The organism is Dorea sp. AF24-7LB, from assembly GCF_003478575.1.
Classification (GTDB): Bacteria; Bacillota; Clostridia; order Lachnospirales; family Lachnospiraceae; genus Dorea_D; species Dorea_D hominis.
In genome coordinates this window covers 60,825-80,482 of record NZ_QUFR01000005.1, presented here as the reverse complement: position 1 = coordinate 80,482, position 19,658 = coordinate 60,825, and the positions used below count along the sequence as shown (strand labels likewise).

The window sequence follows — 19,658 nt, the reverse complement described above, 5'->3', positions numbered from 1 at the left end:
ATATGCTTAACTATTCAAAAATCCTTTGTAGTTACGTACTAATAACTGTGACTCAATCTGTTTGAGTGTTTCAAGTACGACGCTGACAATAATGATCAGTGATGTACCACCAAAGGATACTTTTGCACCTAACCATCCATTAAAGAAAATCGGAATAACCTGTACAATGACAAGTCCGCATGCTCCGATAAAGATGATATAGTTAAGTCTCTTTGTTAAATATTCTACGGTTGGTTTACCAGGACGGATACCCGGGATAAATCCACCGCTTTTTTTCATATTATTTGCAATCTCTAATGGATTGAATGTAATGGATGTATAGAAGTAAGCAAAGAATACTGTCAGTATAATGTATACGACTAATCCCCAGCTGTACTGGATCTGATCTGGATTCAACCAGTTACCCTGGTTCATTCCCTTTAAGATCTGACTTCCAATTCCGTTACCGTTTCCCTTGCCTGCCAGTGAAGCAATGACAATCGGAAACTGCATCAGAGATGATGCAAAGATGATCGGAATAACACCTGCGGTGTTTACTTTCAACGGGATGTGTGTTGTCTGTCCACCGTATGTTCTTCTTCCTGTCACCTTCTGTGAATACTGTACCGCGATTCTGCGTTCAGCATCCTGAAGCAATGTAGTAAATACTACAAGTGCAAGAATGATTGCAAGAATAATTACTGCCGCAAGTCCGCCTTTGGCAATGCTCTTGCCTTTTACGAACTGACTGTAAAGTGTTGTCATATCATTCGGTACACGGGAAAGAATATTAATCACCAGAACGATGGAAATACCATTTCCTACGCCCTTCTCTGTAATCTGTTCACCTGCCCACATCAAGAATGCGGATCCGGCTGTCAGTGTTAATACTACGATTGCAGCATTTACAAAGTTGTATTCTTTCAGAAGTCCCTGACGTCCAAATCCAACTGACATCGCAATTGATTCGATCAGAGCAAGTACAACTGTAAGATAACGGGTAATTTTTGTAAGTTTCTTTCTTCCGTCTTCACCATCTTTCTGCATCTCTTCCAACTGCGGAATCGCAATTGTAAGAAGCTGGATAATGATGGATGATGTAATGTATGGTGTAATACTCAGAGCAAATACGGACATCTGCTCAAAAGATCCACCGGTGAAAGCGTTAAATAAATTAAACGCTTCACCTGTGTTCTGTGCAAAAAACTCTTTGATATAGCTTGGGTTAACTCCCGGTGTCGGCAGTTCTGAACCGAGTCTAATCACGATTAACATTAAAAATGTATATCCGATTCTTCTCCGGAGATCCTTAATTTTAAATGCTCTTCGCAATGTATCAAACATTAGATCACCTCTGCTTTTCCACCTAAAGCCTCAATCTTAGCAATTGCTCCTTTGCTGAATGCATTAGCCTGTACTGTAAGCTTTTTAGTTAACTCTCCGTTTCCAAGAATCTTAACTCCATCTCTAGGATTTTTAACGATTCCCTGTTCGATCAGTGTCTCTACTGAAACAACTGCATCGTTCTCGAATACTTCAAGAGCATCTACGTTAATTCCAACGATTGTCTTAGAATTTCTGTTTGTAAATCCTCTCTTCGGAATTCTTCTGTATAACGGCATCTGTCCACCTTCGAAACCTGGTCTTGTGCCTCCTGAACGAGCTTTCTGACCTTTGTGTCCCTTACCGGCTGTTTTACCATTTCCAGATCCGTGTCCACGTCCTTTTCTGAAATTATCACTCTGTTTTGATCCATCAGCTGGTCTTAAGTTAGATAAATCCATTGTAACACCTCCTTATCTGATATCTAAATTCTTACGCTTCTTCAACTTTTACCAGGTGTTGTACCTGTTTTACCATACCTCTGGTAGCTGCATTATCCGGAAGTTCAACTGTTTTGTTGACTTTCTTCAGTCCAAGTGCTTCTACAGTTTTCTTATGCTTCGGTACAGCACCAATTGTAGATTTTACTAATGTAACTTTTAAATTTGCCATTTGGTTCTCCCTCCTTAGCCTAAGATCTCTTCAACAGATTTACCGCGAAGCTTAGCTACTGCTTCCGGAGTCTTAACCTGACGTAATCCTTCGATTGTAGCAAGAACAACATTCTGTTTGTTGTTAGAACCAAGAGATTTTGTACGGATGTTCTTGATTCCTGCCATCTCGATTACGGCACGCGCCGGACCACCGGCGATAACTCCAGTACCTTCCGGAGCTTTCTTAAGTAATACGGAAGCTCCTCCGAATTTACCGATAAAATCGTGTGTAATACTTTCATTTTCATCTAATGCTACATTGATAAGATTCTTTGCTGCATCTTCTTTTCCTTTACGGATTGCTTCCGGAATCTCTGTAGCTTTTCCTAAGCCTGCACCAACATGACCATTTCCGTCTCCGACAACTACTAAAGCTGTGAATCTCATGTTACGGCCACCTTTAACAACTTTGGTTACACGCTTGATTGATACCACTTTTTCATTTAACTCTAACTGACTAGCATCAATACGTTCCTGTCTCATGTGTGCTCCTCCTTATTAGAAATTCAATCCAGCTTCTCTAGCTGCATCTGCTAATGCCTGTACTTTACCCTGGTAAATAAATCCACCTCTGTCGAAAACTACTTCTTTGATTCCTTTTTCAAGAGCTTTCTCAGCGATTACTTTTCCAAGATATGCTGCTGCATCAACGTTGTTTGTTTTCTCTAAGTTTGCCTTCACATCTTTCTGAAGAGTGGATGCGGAAACCAGAGTTGTCTGTGCTACGTCATCGATGATCTGTGCATACATATGATTGTTACTTCTGAACACTGCCAGACGTGGGCACTGTGCTGTACCACTTAAACGGTTACGTAACTTTCTGTGTTTGTTTACACGTACTTCACTTCTAGATTTTTTGCTAACCATTTTCACACTCTCCTTTCTTATTTCTTACCAGTCTTACCGACTTTACGTCTAATTACTTCATCAGCATATTTGATTCCCTTGCCCTTATATGGCTCCGGTCTTCTCTTATCTCTGATCTCAGCTGCATACTGGCCTACTTTTTCTTTATCAATACCTTTAACAGTGATCTTGTTCTGACCTTCAACAACAGTCTCAACACCTTCTGGATCTTCCATCTCTACCGGATGAGAATATCCAAGGTTCAGTGTTAATTTGTTTCCGGATTTAGCTGCTCTGTAACCAACTCCGTTTACTTCCAGAACTTTCTCATATCCTGCTGTAACACCTACTACCATGTTGTTGATCAGTGTTCTTGTAAGACCATGTAAAGATTTCATTTTCTTTAAGTCATTCGGTCTTGTTACGACGATTTCGTCGCCTTCCTGTTTGATTTCCATCTCTACAGGGAGAGCTTTTTCAAGTGTTCCTTTTGGACCTTTAACGGTCACATAGTTATTCTCTGCAATTGTTACTTCAACGCCTGCAGGAATAGCAACTGGATGTCTTCCGATACGTGACATATCCTGTTCCTCCTTAACTTAGATTCTCGGAGTGAGCTTACGCCCACTCTGTTTTCAGTTTGCAGTTACTACCAAACGTAGCAGAGTACTTCTCCACCTACGCCAAGTTTTCTAGCTTCTTTATCTGTGATCACGCCTTTGTTAGTAGAGATGATCGCTGTTCCAAGTCCGCCCATTACTTTCGGAATGTCTGCGCTGTTAGCGTAAACACGAAGACCTGGCTTAGAAATTCTCTTAAGACCTGTGATTACCTTTTCATTCTTGTCTACACCGTATTTCAGTGTAATATGAATTGTCTTGAAGATTCCGTCTTCAATGACATCATATTTTGTGATATATCCTTCATCTAACAGGATGTTTGCAATCGCAAGTTTCATTTTAGATGCCGGTACATCAACTGTATCGTGTTTCGCAGTATTTGCATTACGAATTCTTGTAAGCATATCTGCAATTGGATCGCTCATAGTCATGAATTGTTTCCTCCTTTACCAACTTGCTTTCTTAACGCCTGGGATCTGTCCTTTGTATGCCAATTCGCGGAAGCAAACACGGCAGATTCCATATTTTCTCAAATATGCATGTGGACGACCACAGATTTTGCAACGATTATATTCTCTTGTGGAGAATTTCTGCTTACGCTGCTGTTTTACTTTCATTGCTGTCTTAGCCATAATTTACCTCCTTATTTTGTGAACGGCATGTTGAACTGTGTTAACAATTCACGAGCCTCTTCATCAGTCTTTGCTGTTGTAACAAAGATGATGTCCATTCCTCTTACTTTATCTACTTTATCGTACTCGATTTCAGGGAAGATGAGCTGCTCTTTAATTCCGAGTGCGTAGTTTCCTCTTCCGTCAAATGCGTTTGGATTAACACCTCTGAAGTCACGTACACGAGGAAGTGCAAGGTTGATCAGACGATCAACGAACTCATACATCTTTTCTCCTCTTAAAGTAACTTTACATCCGATAGCCATTCCTTCTCTTAATTTGAAGTTCGCTACAGATTTTTTAGCACGGCAGATAACTGCTTTCTGTCCTGTAATCTTCTCCATATCAGCGATTGCAGAATCTAACAGTTTTGCATTGTCTTTTGCTTCACCTACACCCATGTTGATAACAACTTTATCGAGCTTCGGTACTTCCATAATATTCTTATATCCGAACTTTTTCGTTAATGCATCAACGATCTCGTTCTGATACTGTTCTTTCAGTCTACTCAAAGTGTATACCCTCCTTTCCAGAATTAATCGATCACTTCGCCTGTTGATTTAGCGAAACGTACTTTTTTGTCTCCGTCCATCTTGATTCCAACTCTTGTAGCTTTTCCTTTGTGGATGTACATTACGTTAGAAACGTCGATAGCAGCTTCCTGCTGGATGATTCCACCAGCCTGGTTTGTTGCACTAGGTTTTGTGTGCTTTGTAACCATGTTTACGCCTTCAACAACAACTCTTGCGTTTTTCTGATCTACGGAAAGAACTTTTCCTTCTTTGTCTTTATCTTTACCAGCGATAACTTTAACTGTATCGCCTTTTTTAATCTTTAACATTGACATCTTCGTTCGCACCTCCTTACAGTACTTCCGGAGCCAAGGAAACAATTCTCATGAACTGTTTGTCACGAAGCTCTCTTGCTACAGGCCCAAAGATACGGGTTCCTCTTGGTGTCTTGTCATCTTTTATAATAACTGCAGCGTTCTCATCAAAACGAATGTAAGAACCATCTTTACGACGAGTGCTGTTTACAGTACGAACAACAACTGCCTTTACAACGTCACCTTTTTTAACAACGCCGCCTGGTGTTGCATCTTTAACAGTAGCAACGATCACGTCTCCGATACTTGCATATCTTCTTGTAGATCCACCAAGTACACGGATACACAGTAACTCTTTCGCACCTGTATTGTCTGCTACTTTCAGTCTGCTTTCTTGCTGTATCATGCAGGTTTCCCTCCTTATACTATTTTGCTTTTTCCATAATTTCAACAAGTCTCCATCTCTTATCTTTAGATAATGGTCTTGTTTCCATAACTTTTACTTTGTCACCAATGTTGCATTCATTTGCTTCATCATGTGCTTTTAATTTGTATGTTCTCTTTACGATCTTCTTATAAAGAGGATGCTTTACATGATCTTCAACTGCAACTACTATGGTCTTATCCATTTTATTGCTGATAACCTTACCAACTCTGGTTTTTCTAAGATTTCTTTCCACAGTCTCTGCTCCTTTCTTTTATTGGATGCTTATTGAGCTGCCTTTTCAGTAATTACTGTCTGAATTCTGGCAATGTTTCTTCTTACTTCTTTGATTCTGCTTGTATTATCTAACTGATTTGTTGCGTTCTGGAATCTTAAGTTGAAAAGTTCCTTTTTAGCAGCTACTAATTCTTCATTCAGCTCTGCAGCTGATTTTGTTTTTAAATCTTCTACAAATGCATTAATTTTCACTGTTATCACCGCCTTCTAAGTCTGCGCGAGAAACTACTTTACATTTACAAGGAAGCTTGTGTGTTGCCAGACGAAGAGCTTCTCTTGCAACTTCTTCTGATACACCGGCGATCTCGAACATTACGCGTCCCGGTTTTACAACAGCTACCCAGTACTCTAAGGTTCCTTTACCAGAACCCATACGTGTTTCAGCTGGTTTTGTAGTTACAGGTTTATCTGGGAATATTTTGATCCAAACTTTACCACCACGCTTGATGTAACGTGTCATAGCGATACGGGCTGCTTCGATCTGGTTGGAACGGATCCAGCATGGTTCCATTGCAACAATACCATATTCACCGTTTGTAATCTTATTTCCGCGAAGTGCTTTACCTTTCATGGTACCACGGAACTGTTTACGACGTTTTACTCTTTTTGGCATTAACATGATTTATTTCTCTCCTTCCTTATGTGCTTTTTCCGGAAGAACCTCGCCTTTGTAAATCCATACTTTAACACCAACTTTTCCGTAAGTTGTGTTTGCCTCGGCGAATCCGTAGTCGATGTCTGCTCTAAGTGTCTGAAGAGGAATTGTTCCCTCGCTGTAGAACTCTGTACGAGCCATATCAGCTCCACCAAGACGTCCGGAAACAGATGTCTTAACTCCGAGAGCTCCTGATTTCATAGTTCTTGACATGCAGGATTTCATAGCACGTCTGAAAGAAATACGGTTCTCAAGCTGAAGAGCGATATTTTCTGCTACTAACTGAGCATCTTTATCCGGTCTCTTAACCTCTTTGATGTCTACGATTAACTTCTTGTCAGTAAACTGTGTAAGTTCACCTTTTACTTTTTCAATCTCTGCTCCACCTTTACCGATTACTACTCCAGGTTTTGCTGTATAAATAATAATTTTAACGCGGTCAGATGCTCTTTCGATCTCGATCTTAGAAACACCGGCGCTGTATAATCTTTTCTTAAGATACGTTCTGATTTCATGGTCTTCTACTAAGTAGTCTGCGAAATCTTTTTCTGCATACCATCTTGAGTCCCAGTCTTTGATAACACCGACTCTCAAGCCATGAGGATTAACTTTCTGTCCCATGTTTGCCCTCCTTATCTTTCATCAAGCACAAGTGTAATGTGGCTCATTCTCTTCTCGATTCTGTAAGCTCTGCCCTGTGCTCTCGGTCTGATTCTCTTCATTGTTGGTCCTTTGTTTGCATAAGCCTCTGCAATATACAGGTTCTCAGCATTCATGCCGTTATTGTTCTCAGCATTAGCAATTGCAGACTCTAATAATTTCTTTATTAAACTAGAAGCATATCTTGGATTGTATGTCAAAATACCAAGTGCTGTTGTTACATCCTTACCTCTGATGGCATCTAATACGAAGCATGCTTTCTGAACAGAAACTCTTGCGTAAGATAACTTAGCAGAAGGTCTTGTATCTTTGTTAGCATTTCTTTCTCTCTTAATCTGGGATCTATGTCCTTTAGCCATGGATGAACCCTCCTTTCACAATCTAATTATCTAACTTTTGATTTCTTTTCGTCTTTTCCATGTCCTCTATAAGTTCTGGTAGCTACGAACTCACCGAGTTTGTGTCCTACCATATCCTCTGTTACATATACAGGTACATGTTTTCTTCCGTCATGAACGGCAATTGTATGTCCAACCATGCTTGGGAAGATTGTAGAACGGCGAGACCATGTTTTAACAACAGATTTTTCTCCCGCAGCGTTCATTGCGTCGATCTTCTTAAGCAGGCTTGCGTCTGCGAATGGTCCTTTTTTAATTGAACGTGCCATAGGTTCTAACCTCCTTAATTATTTGATTGCTTTACCATCTCTTCTTCTTACGATCATCTTGTTAGAAGATTTATTTTTCTTTCTTGTCTTAAGACCAAGTGCTGGTTTACCCCAAGGTGTACACGGACCCGGACGACCGATTCCTGTCTTACCTTCACCACCACCATGCGGATGGTCATTCGGGTTCATTACAGAACCACGAACTGTTGGTCTGATACCCATGTGACGTTTACGTCCTGCTTTACCAATGTTGATCAGGTTGTGATCTCCATTACCTACAACTCCGATAGAAGCTCTGCAAATGATCGGAACCATTCTCATCTCTCCTGACGGAAGTCTCAGTGTAGCATACTTTCCTTCTTTAGCCATTAACTGTGCGCTGTTTCCTGCGGAACGAACAAGCTGTCCGCCTTTTCCAGGATAAAGCTCGATATTGTGGATCTGAGTACCTACCGGAATCTCAGAAAGTGGCAGGCAGTTACCGATCTTAACTTCGGCTTCCGGTCCGTTCATAACTTTCATTCCGTCTTTCAGTCCTTCCGGTGCAAGGATGTATGCCTTCTCACCATCTTCATAACAGATCAGTGCAATGTTAGCTGTTCTGTTCGGATCGTACTCGATACCAATTACAGTTGCGTGAACATTATCTTTTCTTCTCTTGAAGTCGATAATTCTATATTTCTTCTTAGCTCCGCCTCCGCGGTGTCTAACAGTGATTTTTCCTTGATTGTTACGTCCTGCCTGTCTGCTCTTTGAAGCAAGTAAAGACTTCTCTGGTGTTGTCTTTGTGATTTCTGAGAAATCAGAACCAGTCATCTGTCTTCTGGAAGGCGTATATGGGCGGTATGTTTTAATTCCCATGATTGTTCTCCTTTCGATTGTTTATTGTCACGGTTTCTGTCCGTATGCTTTGTGCGTCTTACAGCCACGTCTCATCCGGCATGCACACCCTCGTTAATTTTAGAGACCTTCGAAGATCTCGATATCAGCGCTGTCCTCTGTAAGCTGAACAACTGCTTTTTTAGTTTTAGCTGTCATACCAAACTGCATAGTTCCACGAACTCTTTTCTTCTTACCTTCGCAGTTCATTGTGTTGACTTTAGCAACCTTTGTTCCTTCGAACATTTTCTCAACAGCTTCTTTGATCTGAGATTTGTTAGCTTCTGGATGTACAAGGAATGTATATTTCTTCTCTCCCATAAGCTCCATACTCTTCTCAGTTACTACCGGTTTAAGGATTACATCATAATACTGAACGTTTGCCATTATGCGTACACCTCCTCAATTTTTGCAACAGCAGCTTTCGTAGCGATTACTGTGTTGTATTTCAAGACATCGTACACATTAATTGTATTGATAGCAGCAGTCTTAACATCTGCAATGTTCTTGGCAGAGATTACTGCGTTGTCATTTCCATCTTCTAATACTACTAATGCTTTGGATACTTCCAGGTTCTTTAAAATGTTTGCGAAATTCTTAGTCTTGATTTCGTCGAATTTGATCTCGTCAACTACTACAAATTTCTTCTCTTCAACCTTAGCTGTAAGCGCAGATTTCAGAGCAGCTCTCTTTTCTTTCTTATTCATCTTGAAAGAATAATCTCTCGGTACTGGAGCGAATACTACTCCACCGCCTGTCCACTGCGGAGCTCTTGTAGATCCCTGTCTTGCATGACCGGTACCTTTCTGTCTCCACGGTTTTCTTCCGCCACCAGAAACTTCAGAACGTGTCTTTGCTTTCTGTGTTCCCTGACGATTATTTGCAAGCTGGTTAACAACTGCCATGTGTACCAGGTGTTCGTTAATTTCAACACCAAATACCGCATCGTTTAAGTCGATTGTTCCAACTTCTTTACCTTCGATATTATAAACAGATACGTTTGCCATCTTAAGTCCTCCTTCCTCGTCTAAGCCTAGTTAGCTTTTACTGCTTCTTTAATAGTTACTAAAGATTTCTTCGGTCCCGGCACAGAACCTTTTACTAAGAGCAGATTGTTCTCAGCATCTACGCGGACAACTTCAAGATTCTGAATTGTGATCTTCTTGCTTCCCATGTGTCCCGGCATCTTCTTTCCTTTGAATACCTTGCTCGGATCAGATGCAGCTCCGTTAGAACCGGCATGACGGTGGAACTTAGAACCGTGTGTCATAGGTCCTCTGTGCTGATTATGTCTCTTAATCGCACCCTGGAATCCTTTACCTTTTGAAATTGCAGTAGCGTCAATCTTGTCGCCTGCTTCAAAAATATCAACTTTAATCTCCTGTGCAAGTGTATATTCGCTTGCATTCTCAAGTTTGAATTCTTTTACAAATCTCTTTCCGGATACTCCAGCTTTTGCAAAATGTCCCTGCTCAGCCTTTGTTACACCGTGACGATGAACGATCTCTTTCTTACCGCTCTTGTCTTTGTTGATGATCTTGTCTTTCTTGTCAACGAATCCAACCTGAACAGCTTCATAACCGTCATTCTCAACTGTCTTGATCTGTGTTACTACACAAGGACCAGCCTGAAGAACTGTAACCGGTGTCAGTGTTCCGTCTTCGCTGAAGATCTGTGTCATTCCGACTTTTGTAGCTAAAATAGCTTTCTTCATTATAATTACCTCCTGTGATTTACAGCGGAACGCTTACGCGTTCATCCTAAATATAGGAATTACTGTGTCGTTATTGTGTCGATGAAGTCTTATTTGTTCTTCATCTTGATGTCGATATAAACACCAGCCGGCATCTCTAATCTTGATAATGCATCAACAGTTTTCTGTGTTGGTGTTACGATATCGATCAGTCTCTTATGAGTTCTCTGTTCGAACTGTTCTCTGGAATCTTTGTATTTGTGAACCGCTCTTAAGATTGTTACTACTTCCTTCTTAGTCGGAAGCGGTACCGGTCCGCTCACCTTTGCTCCATTTTTCTTTACAGTTTCGATGATTTTCTTAGCGGATGCATCTACTAACTGATGATCATACGCTTTCAAAGTGATTCTCATTACTTGACTTGCCATAAAAAAAGTCGCCTCCTTTTCGTACTTTTAACTTCAGTACGACAAGCGGTGACTGTACACTCTCCCGTGTGTGTCGTGAGAAACTCACACGTTGTTTCATACCTTTTACCAGTTGGTAAGCAGTAATCAGTTTTGATTCGTACAGTGACTTGTCGCCAGTTTCCTAACTTGACATTCGCTCCACGGAAAACCTGCCAGATTGTGGCAGCAACCTCGCGCTTCTTTGCTATCATGTCACAGCTCTCTTAGTATACAAGATGTTTATATGTTTTGCAAGCTCTTTTTCTATTTTATTGTATTTTTTCGCATACAATTCATTTTATATCTTTTACACGCTCAATCTGTGGTTCAAACACTTTCATGCTCAGCTTTTCCAACGGTCCAAGAAGCAACATTCCCATCACAGTACCTTCTCTTACTTTAAGGGACACGCCACCGAGGAACGACAGCACCAGAGAAGCCGCGATACATACTCCGTCCAGTCCAATCCGAACCTTTGCGTAATCCACCTTTGCATATCCGCTGAGCACATTACACATTGCTTCACTCGGAATAGTGATCAAATTAAGCAGCAGCATAGGTCCAAGGAACAGACCCAGTCCCAGATAAGACGTGATCACAAGTAAGACTTTTGCCACATAAGCATGTACTTCAAATGTAAGTACATTATAATAGAAGAAATTCAACAACATTCCAAATACAATTACATAAGGAAGCTGGAGAATCTTTCTCTTCTCAAAATCCTTTCTCTGAATCAGAAACTGTACCAGTACACAGACTGCATGTAGGCACATGCTGACCGTTCCGACCTTAATTCCAAATATCTGGTAAACATTCAATCCCACCGCATCCCAGCATGCGCAGACACCGATATTCGCTTTCAACGCCAGTGTCTGTGAAAATGCTGTTCCTGCCGTGCAGATACCAAGTAGCACAAACTGTACAACCATGCTCTTCTTTGTCGCTATATTTTTTCTCTTTTCCACTTTCTCTCATCCTTTTCTTCCTTATATTAATACATTCACAGTATATTCACTCTCTCATGCACTCTGCTCCGTCTTTTTTTCCTTATAAATAAAAACAAACAGATTCGCACTATTATATAAAAATACCCGCTGAGCGCTCCCTGTTTCACACAGGCTTACGCGCTTTAATTCTTTCTATATTATATATAGGCATCTTCTATCTCAGCAACCTTTTCTTTGACATATCATGTTTTTCCTATGTTTTTTCCTCATTGCCCTTGTATTCCCCACCCTTTTGCTTTAGTATTAGAAATATAAATACTTACATAACGTTTTTTAATGCAGAAATGAGGAATGACTATATGGATATAAAAAGATGGAAAGTTATGCTTGCAGTGGATGACTACGGAAGTTTCACGCGCGCAGGCGAAGAATTGGGGTATACACAGTCTGGCATTACACAGATGATGAAATCCTTGGAAAAAGAAGTCGGATTTTCTCTGTTTGTCAAAGACAATCACGGAATGACTCTGACCGCAGATGCCAAATCACTGATTCCTTCCATCCGTGCACTGCTCAATGCAGATGAAGTGATCAATCAGGAAATCGCTTCTTTGAAAGGCGCACAGGTTGGTACTATTAAAATAGGAACCTATTTGAGCTGTTCTATTCACTGGATCCCGAAGATCATCCGGGAATTCCAGCATGAGCATCCGGATATTCATTTTAAAATAGTAGAAGGAGTCGAGGGTGAACTTGCCGACTGGATCCAGGAGCGGCGTGTAGACATTGGCTTTATCAGCCATCAGAAGGGACATAATTATCAATTCCTCCCGGTAATGGACGATGAACTCTTTGCAGTCATTCCAAAGAACCATCCTTTTGCTGAATGTGATGCTGTGCCAATCGAAGCTTTTGAAGGGCAGCCATTTATTATTACAGAATATACTCCGGGAAGTGATGTTCACCGGATTCTGAAACAAGCGAAAGTCAAACCGGATATCCGTTATATCACTATCAATGAGTTTTCTATCATTTCCATGGTAGAACATGAACTTGGTCTTTCTATTCTTCCAGGACTGCTTCTGCGTGGTCAGGTCGGCAACTTTATAACACGACCGATCAAGCCAACGGTATCACGCCAGCTCGGACTCGCATACGCTTCCAAAGAAGAACTCTCTCCGGCATCGAAGATCTTTCTTGAATATGCGAAGGACTTCTTACTGGATGATGAGTAAGTATTTGTCATCAAATGCATTTGCGCAAACGCGTGCACTTTCCTTGTCGCCATAACACAAAAACAAGGAGCAACCTTTACTGCGAGGAAAGTTGCTCCTTGTTTTTATATAACATTTCTTTATTATTCACTTGATTTTTCTGAAAATTTGCTTTTTGGAAAATGATTATTTATGCATTTCATCCTGTGCTACAGTTACTACTCCGTAAAGCGCTACTGCTCCAACGATTGTCCATCCGATCATTTCTTACACCTCCCACATAACCAAGAATGTTTTATTTCTTTATCTGCCTTGAGTATAGCCCATTTTTCACTGTTTGTGAAACGAGTATTCTTTATATTCCTATTACAGTTTCTTATACCTTCCCGTTTTTATGATCGTGCTTTCTCCCCTATACATATTGTCCGTTTTCCAATCATTGATTTAGATTTTATACAGCATTATTCATATTATTAGCATAAATATTTCTAATGTAGGTATAAGCATTTGTAATATTTATATTGACTTTCTATTCTCCTGTGGTTACAATAAAAGAGAGGATTGAGATAGGCAAAGGTGCTCTCGCATACATGCAGAGTACCTTTTTTTATATCCATGACACCCAAAAAGAAGATCCGGATCCCGGTTGTCATGTGGAATCTCAGCAGAAACTTCAGGACAATTTAGATGATCGTCCAGTAATTAATAAAGATAGGAGCGTGAAATTATGAGTAACAATACAAATCAAGCACCTCAACAATGGAACTCCCGCTTTGGCTATATTATGGTTGCTGCCGGAGCTGCAATCGGCCTCGGAAACATCTGGAAATTTCCGTATCTTGCTTACCAAGGCGGCGGCGGAATCTTCCTGATCGTTTACATAATTGTTATTGCATTAATGGCACACCCGATGGTCGAGATGGAAACCGCAATCGGTCGCCACAGCGCTTCTGACACCGTCACCTGTTTTGAACGGATCAACAAGAAATGGGGCTTCGTCGGCTGGATTGCCAACATCTGTACATGGATGATTAATATGTACTATGTTGTTGTCGGCGGTTGGGTATTAAAATATGCTGTACAGTATATCATCAGCGGTGACTTCGGTGAAGACAAACAGGCGTACTTCAACAATTTTACATCTTCTACTGTTGAACCAATCATCTGGGCACTGGTTATATTAGTATTCGTATCCATAATGCTTTTATTTGGAATTACAAATATTGTTGAAAAGCTTACTAAGTTCATCATGCCACTGTTGTTTGTATTTCTAATCGTCTGTGGCATATGGGCATTATTTGTAACCGATAACGCGATGGAAGGATTAAAATTCTACCTTCTTCCAGACTTTAGCAAATTCAGTTTTTCCGTATTTGCCAAAGCTGCTACACAGGTGCTCTTTTCTGTTGGTATTGGCTGGGGTATATACGAAACTTTAGGAGCTAACATTCCGAAAGAAAATAACTTAAAAAGCGACGCAATCCTCGTATCCATCTGCGATACCGGAGCCGCTCTTTTAGCTGGATTTGTTATTATCCCTTCTGCATTTGCAGGCGGCGTTGACGTGCAGAGCGGTCCGGGACTTGTATTCCTTGTTATGACTGACATCTTCGGCAAACTTCCAGGCGGACGTATTATTGGATGTTGTTTCTTCCTTGCCCTGATATTTGCTGTTATTTCTTCTTTATTTACATTCTTCGAGATTTCTACAAGAACATTCGAAGACAACTGTAAAATGGGACGTAAGAAAGCAACTGTTGTAACTGCACTGATTATCGGTATCGGCAATATCATCGTATCTCTCGGCTTTGGTGTGTTAAGCGGTGTGAAGCTTCCATGGATCGACGCAACCGGCATTTCACATCTTGGTCTTTACGACTGGCTGGATACATTCACAGGATATATCTTACTACCACTTGGGTGCTGGTTGGTTTGTGTTTTCGTAGCTAAAATTTGGGGATTTAAAAATTACGAAAAAGAATTAACAAATGATGGAAAATATGGTAAACTATCATTATATGATAAGATATTAACAATTGTAGTTGTACCTGCTTTTATGGTAATTGTCATTTTGAATGTCTTTGGATTTATCCAATAGATATATATTTTTCCAAAAAGGGGGATTCTTATGAACGTAGCAACAATCTTACTCGTCGTTATGTGGGTATACGCAGCAGTTTATTTTATCTTTCTGCTTAAAGATGTTATCGCACACAAGGACGAAATCAACAACGACAAACTGCCACACAACATTATTATCAGTCTGGTAGCAAACTTCTTCGACACGCTGGGGATCGGAAGTTATGCAATTGCAACTTCTGCCTGGAAGTTCACCAAATCTAATAGCGATGACCTGATTCCAGGATCCTTGAATGTAAGCTTTGCCATTCCGATCTGTGTGGAGGCAACTATTTTCATTAAGAAAGTGCAAGCCGACTCTCTGACACTGGTCCTTATGATCGCTGCATCTGTTGTCGGCGCAGTCATTGGTGCTAAGATGGTATCCAAGCTCGACATTACAAAGATCCGTACAGTTATGGGTGTTGCACTGATTCTGGTAGCAATCATCACTTTATGCAAGATCAATGCTTTTGGTCCTTTTGGTATCATCGGGACAGCACGAGGACTTACCGGCACAAAACTTGTGATCGGTATCGTAGCGAACTTCATTCTTGGCATTCTGATGACTGTAGGTATCGGACTGTACGCACCTTGTATGGCTGTTGTCCTGTTATTGGGTATGAGTACAGATGTAGCTTTCCCGATTATGATGGGATCTTGTGCTTATCTGTGTCCTGCTTCCGGTTTTGAATTTATCAAGAGTGGTAAATATCACCGCGGAGCTGCAATCCCGATGGTTATTAGTGGATCTATCGGTGTATTGATTGCAGGACTCATCGTTACTAGCCTGCCACTTACCGTACTTACTTATTTGGTATGTGTAGTTATGGTAATTTGTGCATGTATGTTCTTCCATGATGCAAGAAAAGCAGCGAGATAATTCTAAACGATAAGATTTTTGATACAATTGAACAGGGGAATCATTCAAAGAAGTGCATGAAAATGCGCTTCTTTGCGTTTACCGAAAACCATCCCTATTATTTGGCATATCTTTATTTGCAAGTTTTGTTCTTGAAAATTGCACAATATCTCTTTTCATTTTAATAGTTATTCGTTACAATTCATAAAAATATTATTAATTCTTGACGTTAATACGCAAAAGTGGTATATTAAAAACAACTTAAAAGAACATCACTTGATAACCAATGGCGGTTTCCTATAACGAAGAAGATGGGGACTGCTATTTTAGAATCAAGTACTTTTAAGTTTGATAACCATTATGGTTGTTATTGCAGTTATGTCGATGCCGATTGTTTCCCCCAAGAACAATCCTGCAGAGATAAACTCCAATTAATATATACCTTCCGGAAGGAAGGAGCATTCCCCAGCTTTGTATATTAACAAAACTGCAATGCAACGAGGAAAACCTCTCAATGACATACCAAAAAGAAAAAACACAGCGCATCGGTGCTGTGTTTTTTCTTTGCCATATTCTGTCGGTTGTTTTGTTATTTTGTTCATATTTTTTCATACTTTTCTATCCCATTGATTGACTTTTAACATATTAACTGATAAACTAGTGAAAAGAGGCATTTTACGGAATATGAATTGTAATACAAATCGGGGTGTGTTCAATTCAACTGGAGGGACGTATTATGTCTGTAGTACATTTACAATTTAATATTATTTTATAATCTGAAGGAGGAGTAATATGTTATTAGCTATCCAAATTTTACTCGGTGTCTTATTCGCAGGTACAGGTGTCGGACTCGTTGTTGACGTTGCCAAGAATCGAATGGACAAAATCAAAGATGCGACTGGTAAACAGTGGGCTTCTGCTTTCGCAGTAGGTATCATTGCCAACTTCCTTGATACATTAGGATGTGGTTCTTATGCACCATCTACATTCATGTATAAGTTATTCAACCAGATTGATGATATCGATATTCCTGGTACACTGAATGTTGGAGATACTTTCCCTGTTATTTTTGAGGCATTCATCTTCACAACATCAGTTAATTGTGATCCTATGTTTCTAATCATAATGTTTGTTTGTGCTGCAGTTGGTTCGTTTGGTTTTGCGTCTATTGTTACCAAATGGCCTCGTAACAAAATCAGAATCGCTCTTGGTACAGTTATGATTCCACTTGCTGTTGTTATGCTCTGCAAGAATACAGGTGTTGGACCTTTCGGTCTCGTAGGAACTTTAACAGGTCTTACAGGCTGGAAATTAATCGTAGCCGCAGTTCTTAATATTCTGTGGGGTGCTCTGATGGATATCGGATTTGGTCTGTATGCTCCGTGTATGGCTACTTGTCTTCTGCTCGGAGTTGATGCGCAGGCTTGCTTCCCTGTATTCATGGGATCTTGTGCATGTCTGATGCCAGCTTGCTCTATCGAATTTATTAAGACAAAGAGATACGATGTTCCACATACAATCGGTAACGCTCTCGGCGGATGTATCGGTGTATTTATTGCCTGGAAACTGGTTACAGGACTTCCGATGTTCTGGCTGATCAACCTGATCTGTGTTGTTCTTCTGTGGACATCTTACACACTGTTAAGCGCAGCTAAGAAAGACGCTAAAGCAGGTGTTGCTTAAACAATAATTGAATATTAGTTACAACAATAATACGAGGCGGTTCTTAAATTAAGAACTGCCTTATATATTTTAGCAATATTGGTTTTTTTATAAGTCTTATTGCTTAAACTTCATTTAAAATACAATAATAAAATTACGGAGATTATTTACATGTTTATTAATGAGTATACAATGACTCGCAAGCGTTATGACAAATGGTCTGTTCCCAAGTTCTGGAAATCAGGTCCTATGTTTTTCATTTGGTGTTTTATTTTTATCATCGGAACTCTGAGTTGGATTTACTTCAATACAATAACTGTACCGCTCAGATGGAAAACCGTATGTGCATTCCTTGTCTTTATATCCGTTTACCGCGGTGTATTTTTCAAATGGATGCACGCTGATAAAACATTTCGCGTAACACGCGGCCAATACTTTAACGGGAAGAACTGGACCTGCAAAGTAATAATCGGCGAGAAGAATATCACCCTTTATATCAACAATAAGCTGAACAACAAAGTGGACTGGAAAGATATTAACAGATTTGAAGAGGCAAAATCTTATTACAAACTTGCTTCTGGAGATCAAAACGAAGGTGTTATGCTAGACAAGGATTCTTTTACAGAAGGTGATTCTGAACAGTTTAAAACCTGGATGCAGGAACACCATCCGGATATTCCTTACGGACCAATTCATCCGGCATATGACAAATAGATATTTTTTGCAATTTTATGCGATATTTTACAAGAGTGAAAAAGACCTGAAACATTTATATTATGATTCAGGTCTTTTCTTATCACAGTTTTAATATTTTTCTAATACATACAAATTCTAACCGAAAATTCTATTTTTCATTGTTCCTAAAACATTCAAGGGACAAGCTCTGCAGATTATTCGTTTTTTTCCGGCTGCTTATTCATCTGGCGTCTGACCATTCTTGCTTTATAAATATTTTTCCATTTCATTGGCATCCATATATATTTCGCATTACTTTTCTCTATGATAAATAATTTAAACGCCTCTGCTTCCCCAGTCAGAAATCCATTTTTGGGAAGTATGACCAGTTCATCGTTTTCAATTCCCAGATAAAATGTCTTCTCATCTTCCCACAAACTATATACGTTCTTATAATATCCTACACGTTCTTCGGAATGTTCTTTCTTTGCACGGATATCCTCATTTCCAAATAAATAATTAATTTCTTCATTTAAAGTAATATCCGGATTTCTCTTCATCAAAGCTATCGTTATATATTGTCTTCCTATTCCCAAAAACGTCAGAAATGCCCCAATAAGGGCGCTGACAGCAACCCCTGATTTTCCTATATCCATCTTTATCTCCGGTCTCACAAATGGCAATAGAATGAATGTAATGCCTATCAGAATCAAGCCCGGTGTTACCGTTGGATGTTCTACTCGATTTTTAAAATTGATGAATCTCTTTATTAGCTTCGTATCACGTCTTGTCTGCACCTCATAATGCACTCGCCTGCGATCCTGTGATGTCTTCTTTTCCATCTTGTCACCTCTCATAACATTAAAAAGGGGATACAGATTCTTAATCCGGAAACTGCATCCCTCCATTATATACTTATGAAATACCAGTAGATAAATTAAAATCACTCATTTTATACATCTTTTGTCCGAACGGCATTCCATATATATATCTACTCCCGGCGCTGCTCTTTCTGGCGCATCTTCAATTTCAGCAAAGCTTTCGCTTTCAGGCAGTCCAGTTTGACCATATTATTCTCGCCTACAACGTCTGTCTCTGTACCATCCGCACTCTTATTGATATCCACGATACCATCCAGATAGTCATTAACAACAACAAACTGTGCTACAGTTCCGCTGAAATTCAGTCCGGTAACCGGAATATCACGGATGCCTAACTGCTCACATGTATTTGTAAAGTCTACATCACTGTTGCCCCATCCATCAGATGAAATAATTACGCCATCTGCCCGCATCATCTCTGCCATAGCAGCAGCTCTTGTACCCACACGGATCTTGTCTTTGTTATCATCCGGTGTACCTACAATAATAAGTCCCATCAGGTCCAAATCTGTATCTTCAGCCACTACTTCCAATAACGGATCTCTGAAGTGATGTAACGATGTTTCCTTTGTTGACGGTCCAATTCCCATACTAACA

Annotated in this window: 30 protein-coding genes; 5 read left to right on the top strand and 25 right to left on the bottom strand. The window is 40.0% G+C overall.

Annotated features, from left to right (window positions below; all coding sequences use genetic code 11):
• Positions 1-6 precede the first annotated feature (6 nt).
• The 23 genes from secY to DWY31_RS06785 form a co-directional block, all read right to left on the bottom strand.
• Positions 7-1,323: a preprotein translocase subunit SecY gene (gene secY / locus DWY31_RS06900; protein WP_021859531.1), complete on the bottom strand. Its 1,317-nt coding sequence runs from the start codon at positions 1,321-1,323 to the stop codon at positions 7-9.
• Positions 1,323-1,763: a 50S ribosomal protein L15 gene (gene rplO / locus DWY31_RS06895; RefSeq protein WP_021859530.1), complete on the bottom strand. Its 441-nt coding sequence runs from the start codon at positions 1,761-1,763 to the stop codon at positions 1,323-1,325. Before rplO ends, secY begins: the two co-directional genes overlap by 1 nt.
• A gap of 31 nt (positions 1,764-1,794) precedes the next feature.
• On the bottom strand, positions 1,795-1,974 hold the full coding sequence (gene rpmD, locus DWY31_RS06890) for a 50S ribosomal protein L30 (protein ID WP_021859529.1): 180 nt from the start codon (positions 1,972-1,974) through the stop codon (positions 1,795-1,797).
• A 14-nt stretch (positions 1,975-1,988) separates the two neighbouring features.
• On the bottom strand, positions 1,989-2,498 hold the full coding sequence (rpsE, locus tag DWY31_RS06885) for a 30S ribosomal protein S5 (protein WP_021859528.1): 510 nt from the start codon (positions 2,496-2,498) through the stop codon (positions 1,989-1,991).
• A gap of 15 nt (positions 2,499-2,513) precedes the next feature.
• Positions 2,514-2,882, bottom strand: a complete 369-nt coding sequence (rplR, locus tag DWY31_RS06880) for a 50S ribosomal protein L18 (RefSeq protein WP_021859527.1) — start codon at positions 2,880-2,882, stop codon at positions 2,514-2,516.
• 17 nt (positions 2,883-2,899) lie between these two features.
• A complete protein-coding gene (rplF, locus tag DWY31_RS06875; RefSeq protein WP_021859526.1) occupies positions 2,900-3,442 on the bottom strand; it encodes a 50S ribosomal protein L6 in 543 nt (180 codons plus the stop codon).
• A gap of 68 nt (positions 3,443-3,510) precedes the next feature.
• Positions 3,511-3,912: a 30S ribosomal protein S8 gene (rpsH, locus tag DWY31_RS06870; protein WP_021859525.1), complete on the bottom strand. Its 402-nt coding sequence runs from the start codon at positions 3,910-3,912 to the stop codon at positions 3,511-3,513.
• Positions 3,913-3,927: 15 nt separating this feature from the next.
• Positions 3,928-4,113: a type Z 30S ribosomal protein S14 gene (locus DWY31_RS06865; protein WP_021859524.1), complete on the bottom strand. Its 186-nt coding sequence runs from the start codon at positions 4,111-4,113 to the stop codon at positions 3,928-3,930.
• A gap of 11 nt (positions 4,114-4,124) precedes the next feature.
• Complete coding sequence (gene rplE, locus DWY31_RS06860) at positions 4,125-4,664, bottom strand: 50S ribosomal protein L5 (RefSeq protein ID WP_117537797.1); 540 nt, start codon at positions 4,662-4,664, stop codon at positions 4,125-4,127.
• 23 nt (positions 4,665-4,687) lie between these two features.
• Entirely contained in the window at positions 4,688-4,999 is a 312-nt protein-coding gene (rplX, locus tag DWY31_RS06855; RefSeq protein ID WP_021859535.1) for a 50S ribosomal protein L24, read from the bottom strand.
• 16 nt (positions 5,000-5,015) lie between these two features.
• Complete coding sequence (rplN, locus tag DWY31_RS06850) at positions 5,016-5,384, bottom strand: 50S ribosomal protein L14 (protein ID WP_006427393.1); 369 nt, start codon at positions 5,382-5,384, stop codon at positions 5,016-5,018.
• Positions 5,385-5,403: 19 nt separating this feature from the next.
• Positions 5,404-5,658, bottom strand: coding sequence for a 30S ribosomal protein S17 (gene rpsQ / locus DWY31_RS06845; protein WP_021860016.1), 255 nt, complete (start codon positions 5,656-5,658; stop codon positions 5,404-5,406).
• Between the two features lie 29 nt (positions 5,659-5,687).
• Positions 5,688-5,891, bottom strand: coding sequence for a 50S ribosomal protein L29 (rpmC, locus tag DWY31_RS06840; protein ID WP_021860015.1), 204 nt, complete (start codon positions 5,889-5,891; stop codon positions 5,688-5,690).
• A complete protein-coding gene (rplP, locus tag DWY31_RS06835) occupies positions 5,881-6,318 on the bottom strand; it encodes a 50S ribosomal protein L16 (RefSeq protein ID WP_117537796.1) in 438 nt (145 codons plus the stop codon). The genes rpmC and rplP overlap by 11 nt, the downstream gene beginning before the upstream one ends.
• Before the next feature lie 3 nt (positions 6,319-6,321).
• Positions 6,322-6,975, bottom strand: a complete 654-nt coding sequence (gene rpsC / locus DWY31_RS06830; protein WP_021860586.1) for a 30S ribosomal protein S3 — start codon at positions 6,973-6,975, stop codon at positions 6,322-6,324.
• Between the two features lie 11 nt (positions 6,976-6,986).
• Positions 6,987-7,373 (bottom strand): 50S ribosomal protein L22, encoded by a 387-nt coding sequence (rplV, locus tag DWY31_RS06825; protein ID WP_004607294.1) that lies wholly within the window; start codon positions 7,371-7,373, stop codon positions 6,987-6,989.
• 26 nt (positions 7,374-7,399) lie between these two features.
• Positions 7,400-7,681, bottom strand: coding sequence for a 30S ribosomal protein S19 (gene rpsS, locus DWY31_RS06820; RefSeq protein WP_021860954.1), 282 nt, complete (start codon positions 7,679-7,681; stop codon positions 7,400-7,402).
• 18 nt (positions 7,682-7,699) lie between these two features.
• A complete protein-coding gene (gene rplB, locus DWY31_RS06815; protein WP_117537795.1) occupies positions 7,700-8,542 on the bottom strand; it encodes a 50S ribosomal protein L2 in 843 nt (280 codons plus the stop codon).
• Between the two features lie 99 nt (positions 8,543-8,641).
• Positions 8,642-8,947, bottom strand: a complete 306-nt coding sequence (gene rplW, locus DWY31_RS06810; protein WP_021859837.1) for a 50S ribosomal protein L23 — start codon at positions 8,945-8,947, stop codon at positions 8,642-8,644.
• Positions 8,947-9,567 carry a 50S ribosomal protein L4 gene (rplD, locus tag DWY31_RS06805; protein WP_117537794.1) on the bottom strand — a complete coding sequence of 207 codons (621 nt, stop codon included), beginning with the start codon at positions 9,565-9,567 and terminating at the stop codon, positions 8,947-8,949. Before rplD ends, rplW begins: the two co-directional genes overlap by 1 nt.
• A gap of 26 nt (positions 9,568-9,593) precedes the next feature.
• Positions 9,594-10,274: a 50S ribosomal protein L3 gene (rplC, locus tag DWY31_RS06800; RefSeq protein WP_021859839.1), complete on the bottom strand. Its 681-nt coding sequence runs from the start codon at positions 10,272-10,274 to the stop codon at positions 9,594-9,596.
• Positions 10,275-10,363: 89 nt separating this feature from the next.
• A complete protein-coding gene (gene rpsJ, locus DWY31_RS06795; RefSeq protein ID WP_117537792.1) occupies positions 10,364-10,681 on the bottom strand; it encodes a 30S ribosomal protein S10 in 318 nt (105 codons plus the stop codon).
• A gap of 314 nt (positions 10,682-10,995) precedes the next feature.
• Complete coding sequence (locus tag DWY31_RS06785; RefSeq protein ID WP_021859771.1) at positions 10,996-11,667, bottom strand: YczE/YyaS/YitT family protein; 672 nt, start codon at positions 11,665-11,667, stop codon at positions 10,996-10,998.
• A 341-nt stretch (positions 11,668-12,008) separates the two neighbouring features.
• On the opposite strand from DWY31_RS06785, the gene DWY31_RS06780 reads away from it, so the two are divergent.
• The 5 genes from DWY31_RS06780 (at position 12,009) to DWY31_RS06760 (ending at position 18,219) form a co-directional block, all read left to right on the top strand.
• Complete coding sequence (locus DWY31_RS06780) at positions 12,009-12,884, top strand: LysR family transcriptional regulator (RefSeq protein WP_118519875.1); 876 nt, start codon at positions 12,009-12,011, stop codon at positions 12,882-12,884.
• 706 nt (positions 12,885-13,590) lie between these two features.
• Positions 13,591-14,961 carry a sodium-dependent transporter gene (locus DWY31_RS06775; protein WP_118519874.1) on the top strand — a complete coding sequence of 457 codons (1,371 nt, stop codon included), beginning with the start codon at positions 13,591-13,593 and terminating at the stop codon, positions 14,959-14,961.
• Positions 14,962-14,991: 30 nt separating this feature from the next.
• Positions 14,992-15,864 carry a sulfite exporter TauE/SafE family protein gene (locus tag DWY31_RS06770; protein WP_118519873.1) on the top strand — a complete coding sequence of 291 codons (873 nt, stop codon included), beginning with the start codon at positions 14,992-14,994 and terminating at the stop codon, positions 15,862-15,864.
• A gap of 771 nt (positions 15,865-16,635) precedes the next feature.
• Positions 16,636-17,526, top strand: coding sequence for a permease (locus DWY31_RS06765; protein WP_118519872.1), 891 nt, complete (start codon positions 16,636-16,638; stop codon positions 17,524-17,526).
• Positions 17,527-17,676: 150 nt separating this feature from the next.
• The gene (locus DWY31_RS06760) at positions 17,677-18,219 is read left to right on the top strand and encodes a YcxB family protein (protein WP_118519871.1); all 543 of its coding nucleotides are present in this window, start codon (positions 17,677-17,679) and stop codon (positions 18,217-18,219) included.
• Between the two features lie 176 nt (positions 18,220-18,395).
• Here the strand turns inward: DWY31_RS06760 and DWY31_RS06755 are convergent, their stop codons facing one another.
• A complete protein-coding gene (locus DWY31_RS06755; RefSeq protein ID WP_158575493.1) occupies positions 18,396-19,022 on the bottom strand; it encodes a YcxB family protein in 627 nt (208 codons plus the stop codon).
• Positions 19,023-19,171: 149 nt separating this feature from the next.
• Entirely contained in the window at positions 19,172-19,651 is a 480-nt protein-coding gene (locus DWY31_RS06750) for a glycine/sarcosine/betaine reductase component B subunit (protein WP_021859778.1), read from the bottom strand.
• Positions 19,652-19,658: the final 7 nt, after the last annotated feature.

Bases quoted from the DNA above. Each gene is read 5' to 3' on its own strand.
- DWY31_RS06755 (WP_158575493.1), bottom strand. From the start codon at position 19,022: ATGGAAAAGAAGACATCACAGGATCGCAGGCGAGTGCATTATGAGGTG.
- rplR (WP_021859527.1), bottom strand. From the start codon at position 2,882: ATGGTTAGCAAAAAATCTAGAAGTGAAGTACGTGTAAACAAACACAGA.
- secY (WP_021859531.1), bottom strand. From the start codon at position 1,323: ATGTTTGATACATTGCGAAGAGCATTTAAAATTAAGGATCTCCGGAGA.
- rplO (WP_021859530.1), bottom strand. From the start codon at position 1,763: ATGGATTTATCTAACTTAAGACCAGCTGATGGATCAAAACAGAGTGAT.
- DWY31_RS06750 (WP_021859778.1), bottom strand. From the start codon at position 19,651: ATGGGAATTGGACCGTCAACAAAGGAAACATCGTTACATCACTTCAGA.
- DWY31_RS06770 (WP_118519873.1), top strand. From the start codon at position 14,992: ATGAACGTAGCAACAATCTTACTCGTCGTTATGTGGGTATACGCAGCA.
- rplW (WP_021859837.1), bottom strand. From the start codon at position 8,947: ATGGCAAACGTTCAGTATTATGATGTAATCCTTAAACCGGTAGTAACT.
- DWY31_RS06775 (WP_118519874.1), top strand. From the start codon at position 13,591: ATGAGTAACAATACAAATCAAGCACCTCAACAATGGAACTCCCGCTTT.
- rplC (WP_021859839.1), bottom strand. From the start codon at position 10,274: ATGAAGAAAGCTATTTTAGCTACAAAAGTCGGAATGACACAGATCTTC.
- rpsH (WP_021859525.1), bottom strand. From the start codon at position 3,912: ATGACTATGAGCGATCCAATTGCAGATATGCTTACAAGAATTCGTAAT.
- rpsE (WP_021859528.1), bottom strand. From the start codon at position 2,498: ATGAGACAGGAACGTATTGATGCTAGTCAGTTAGAGTTAAATGAAAAA.
- rplP (WP_117537796.1), bottom strand. From the start codon at position 6,318: ATGTTAATGCCAAAAAGAGTAAAACGTCGTAAACAGTTCCGTGGTACC.
- rplX (WP_021859535.1), bottom strand. From the start codon at position 4,999: ATGTCAATGTTAAAGATTAAAAAAGGCGATACAGTTAAAGTTATCGCT.
- rpsC (WP_021860586.1), bottom strand. From the start codon at position 6,975: ATGGGACAGAAAGTTAATCCTCATGGCTTGAGAGTCGGTGTTATCAAA.
- rplV (WP_004607294.1), bottom strand. From the start codon at position 7,373: ATGGCTAAAGGACATAGATCCCAGATTAAGAGAGAAAGAAATGCTAAC.
- rplB (WP_117537795.1), bottom strand. From the start codon at position 8,542: ATGGGAATTAAAACATACCGCCCATATACGCCTTCCAGAAGACAGATG.
- rpsS (WP_021860954.1), bottom strand. From the start codon at position 7,681: ATGGCACGTTCAATTAAAAAAGGACCATTCGCAGACGCAAGCCTGCTT.
- rpsJ (WP_117537792.1), bottom strand. From the start codon at position 10,681: ATGGCAAGTCAAGTAATGAGAATCACTTTGAAAGCGTATGATCATCAG.
- rplF (WP_021859526.1), bottom strand. From the start codon at position 3,442: ATGTCACGTATCGGAAGACATCCAGTTGCTATTCCTGCAGGCGTTGAA.
- rplN (WP_006427393.1), bottom strand. From the start codon at position 5,384: ATGATACAGCAAGAAAGCAGACTGAAAGTAGCAGACAATACAGGTGCG.
- DWY31_RS06865 (WP_021859524.1), bottom strand. From the start codon at position 4,113: ATGGCTAAGACAGCAATGAAAGTAAAACAGCAGCGTAAGCAGAAATTC.
- rpmD (WP_021859529.1), bottom strand. From the start codon at position 1,974: ATGGCAAATTTAAAAGTTACATTAGTAAAATCTACAATTGGTGCTGTA.
- DWY31_RS06765 (WP_118519872.1), top strand. From the start codon at position 16,636: ATGTTATTAGCTATCCAAATTTTACTCGGTGTCTTATTCGCAGGTACA.
- DWY31_RS06780 (WP_118519875.1), top strand. From the start codon at position 12,009: ATGGATATAAAAAGATGGAAAGTTATGCTTGCAGTGGATGACTACGGA.
- DWY31_RS06760 (WP_118519871.1), top strand. From the start codon at position 17,677: ATGTTTATTAATGAGTATACAATGACTCGCAAGCGTTATGACAAATGG.
- rplD (WP_117537794.1), bottom strand. From the start codon at position 9,567: ATGGCAAACGTATCTGTTTATAATATCGAAGGTAAAGAAGTTGGAACA.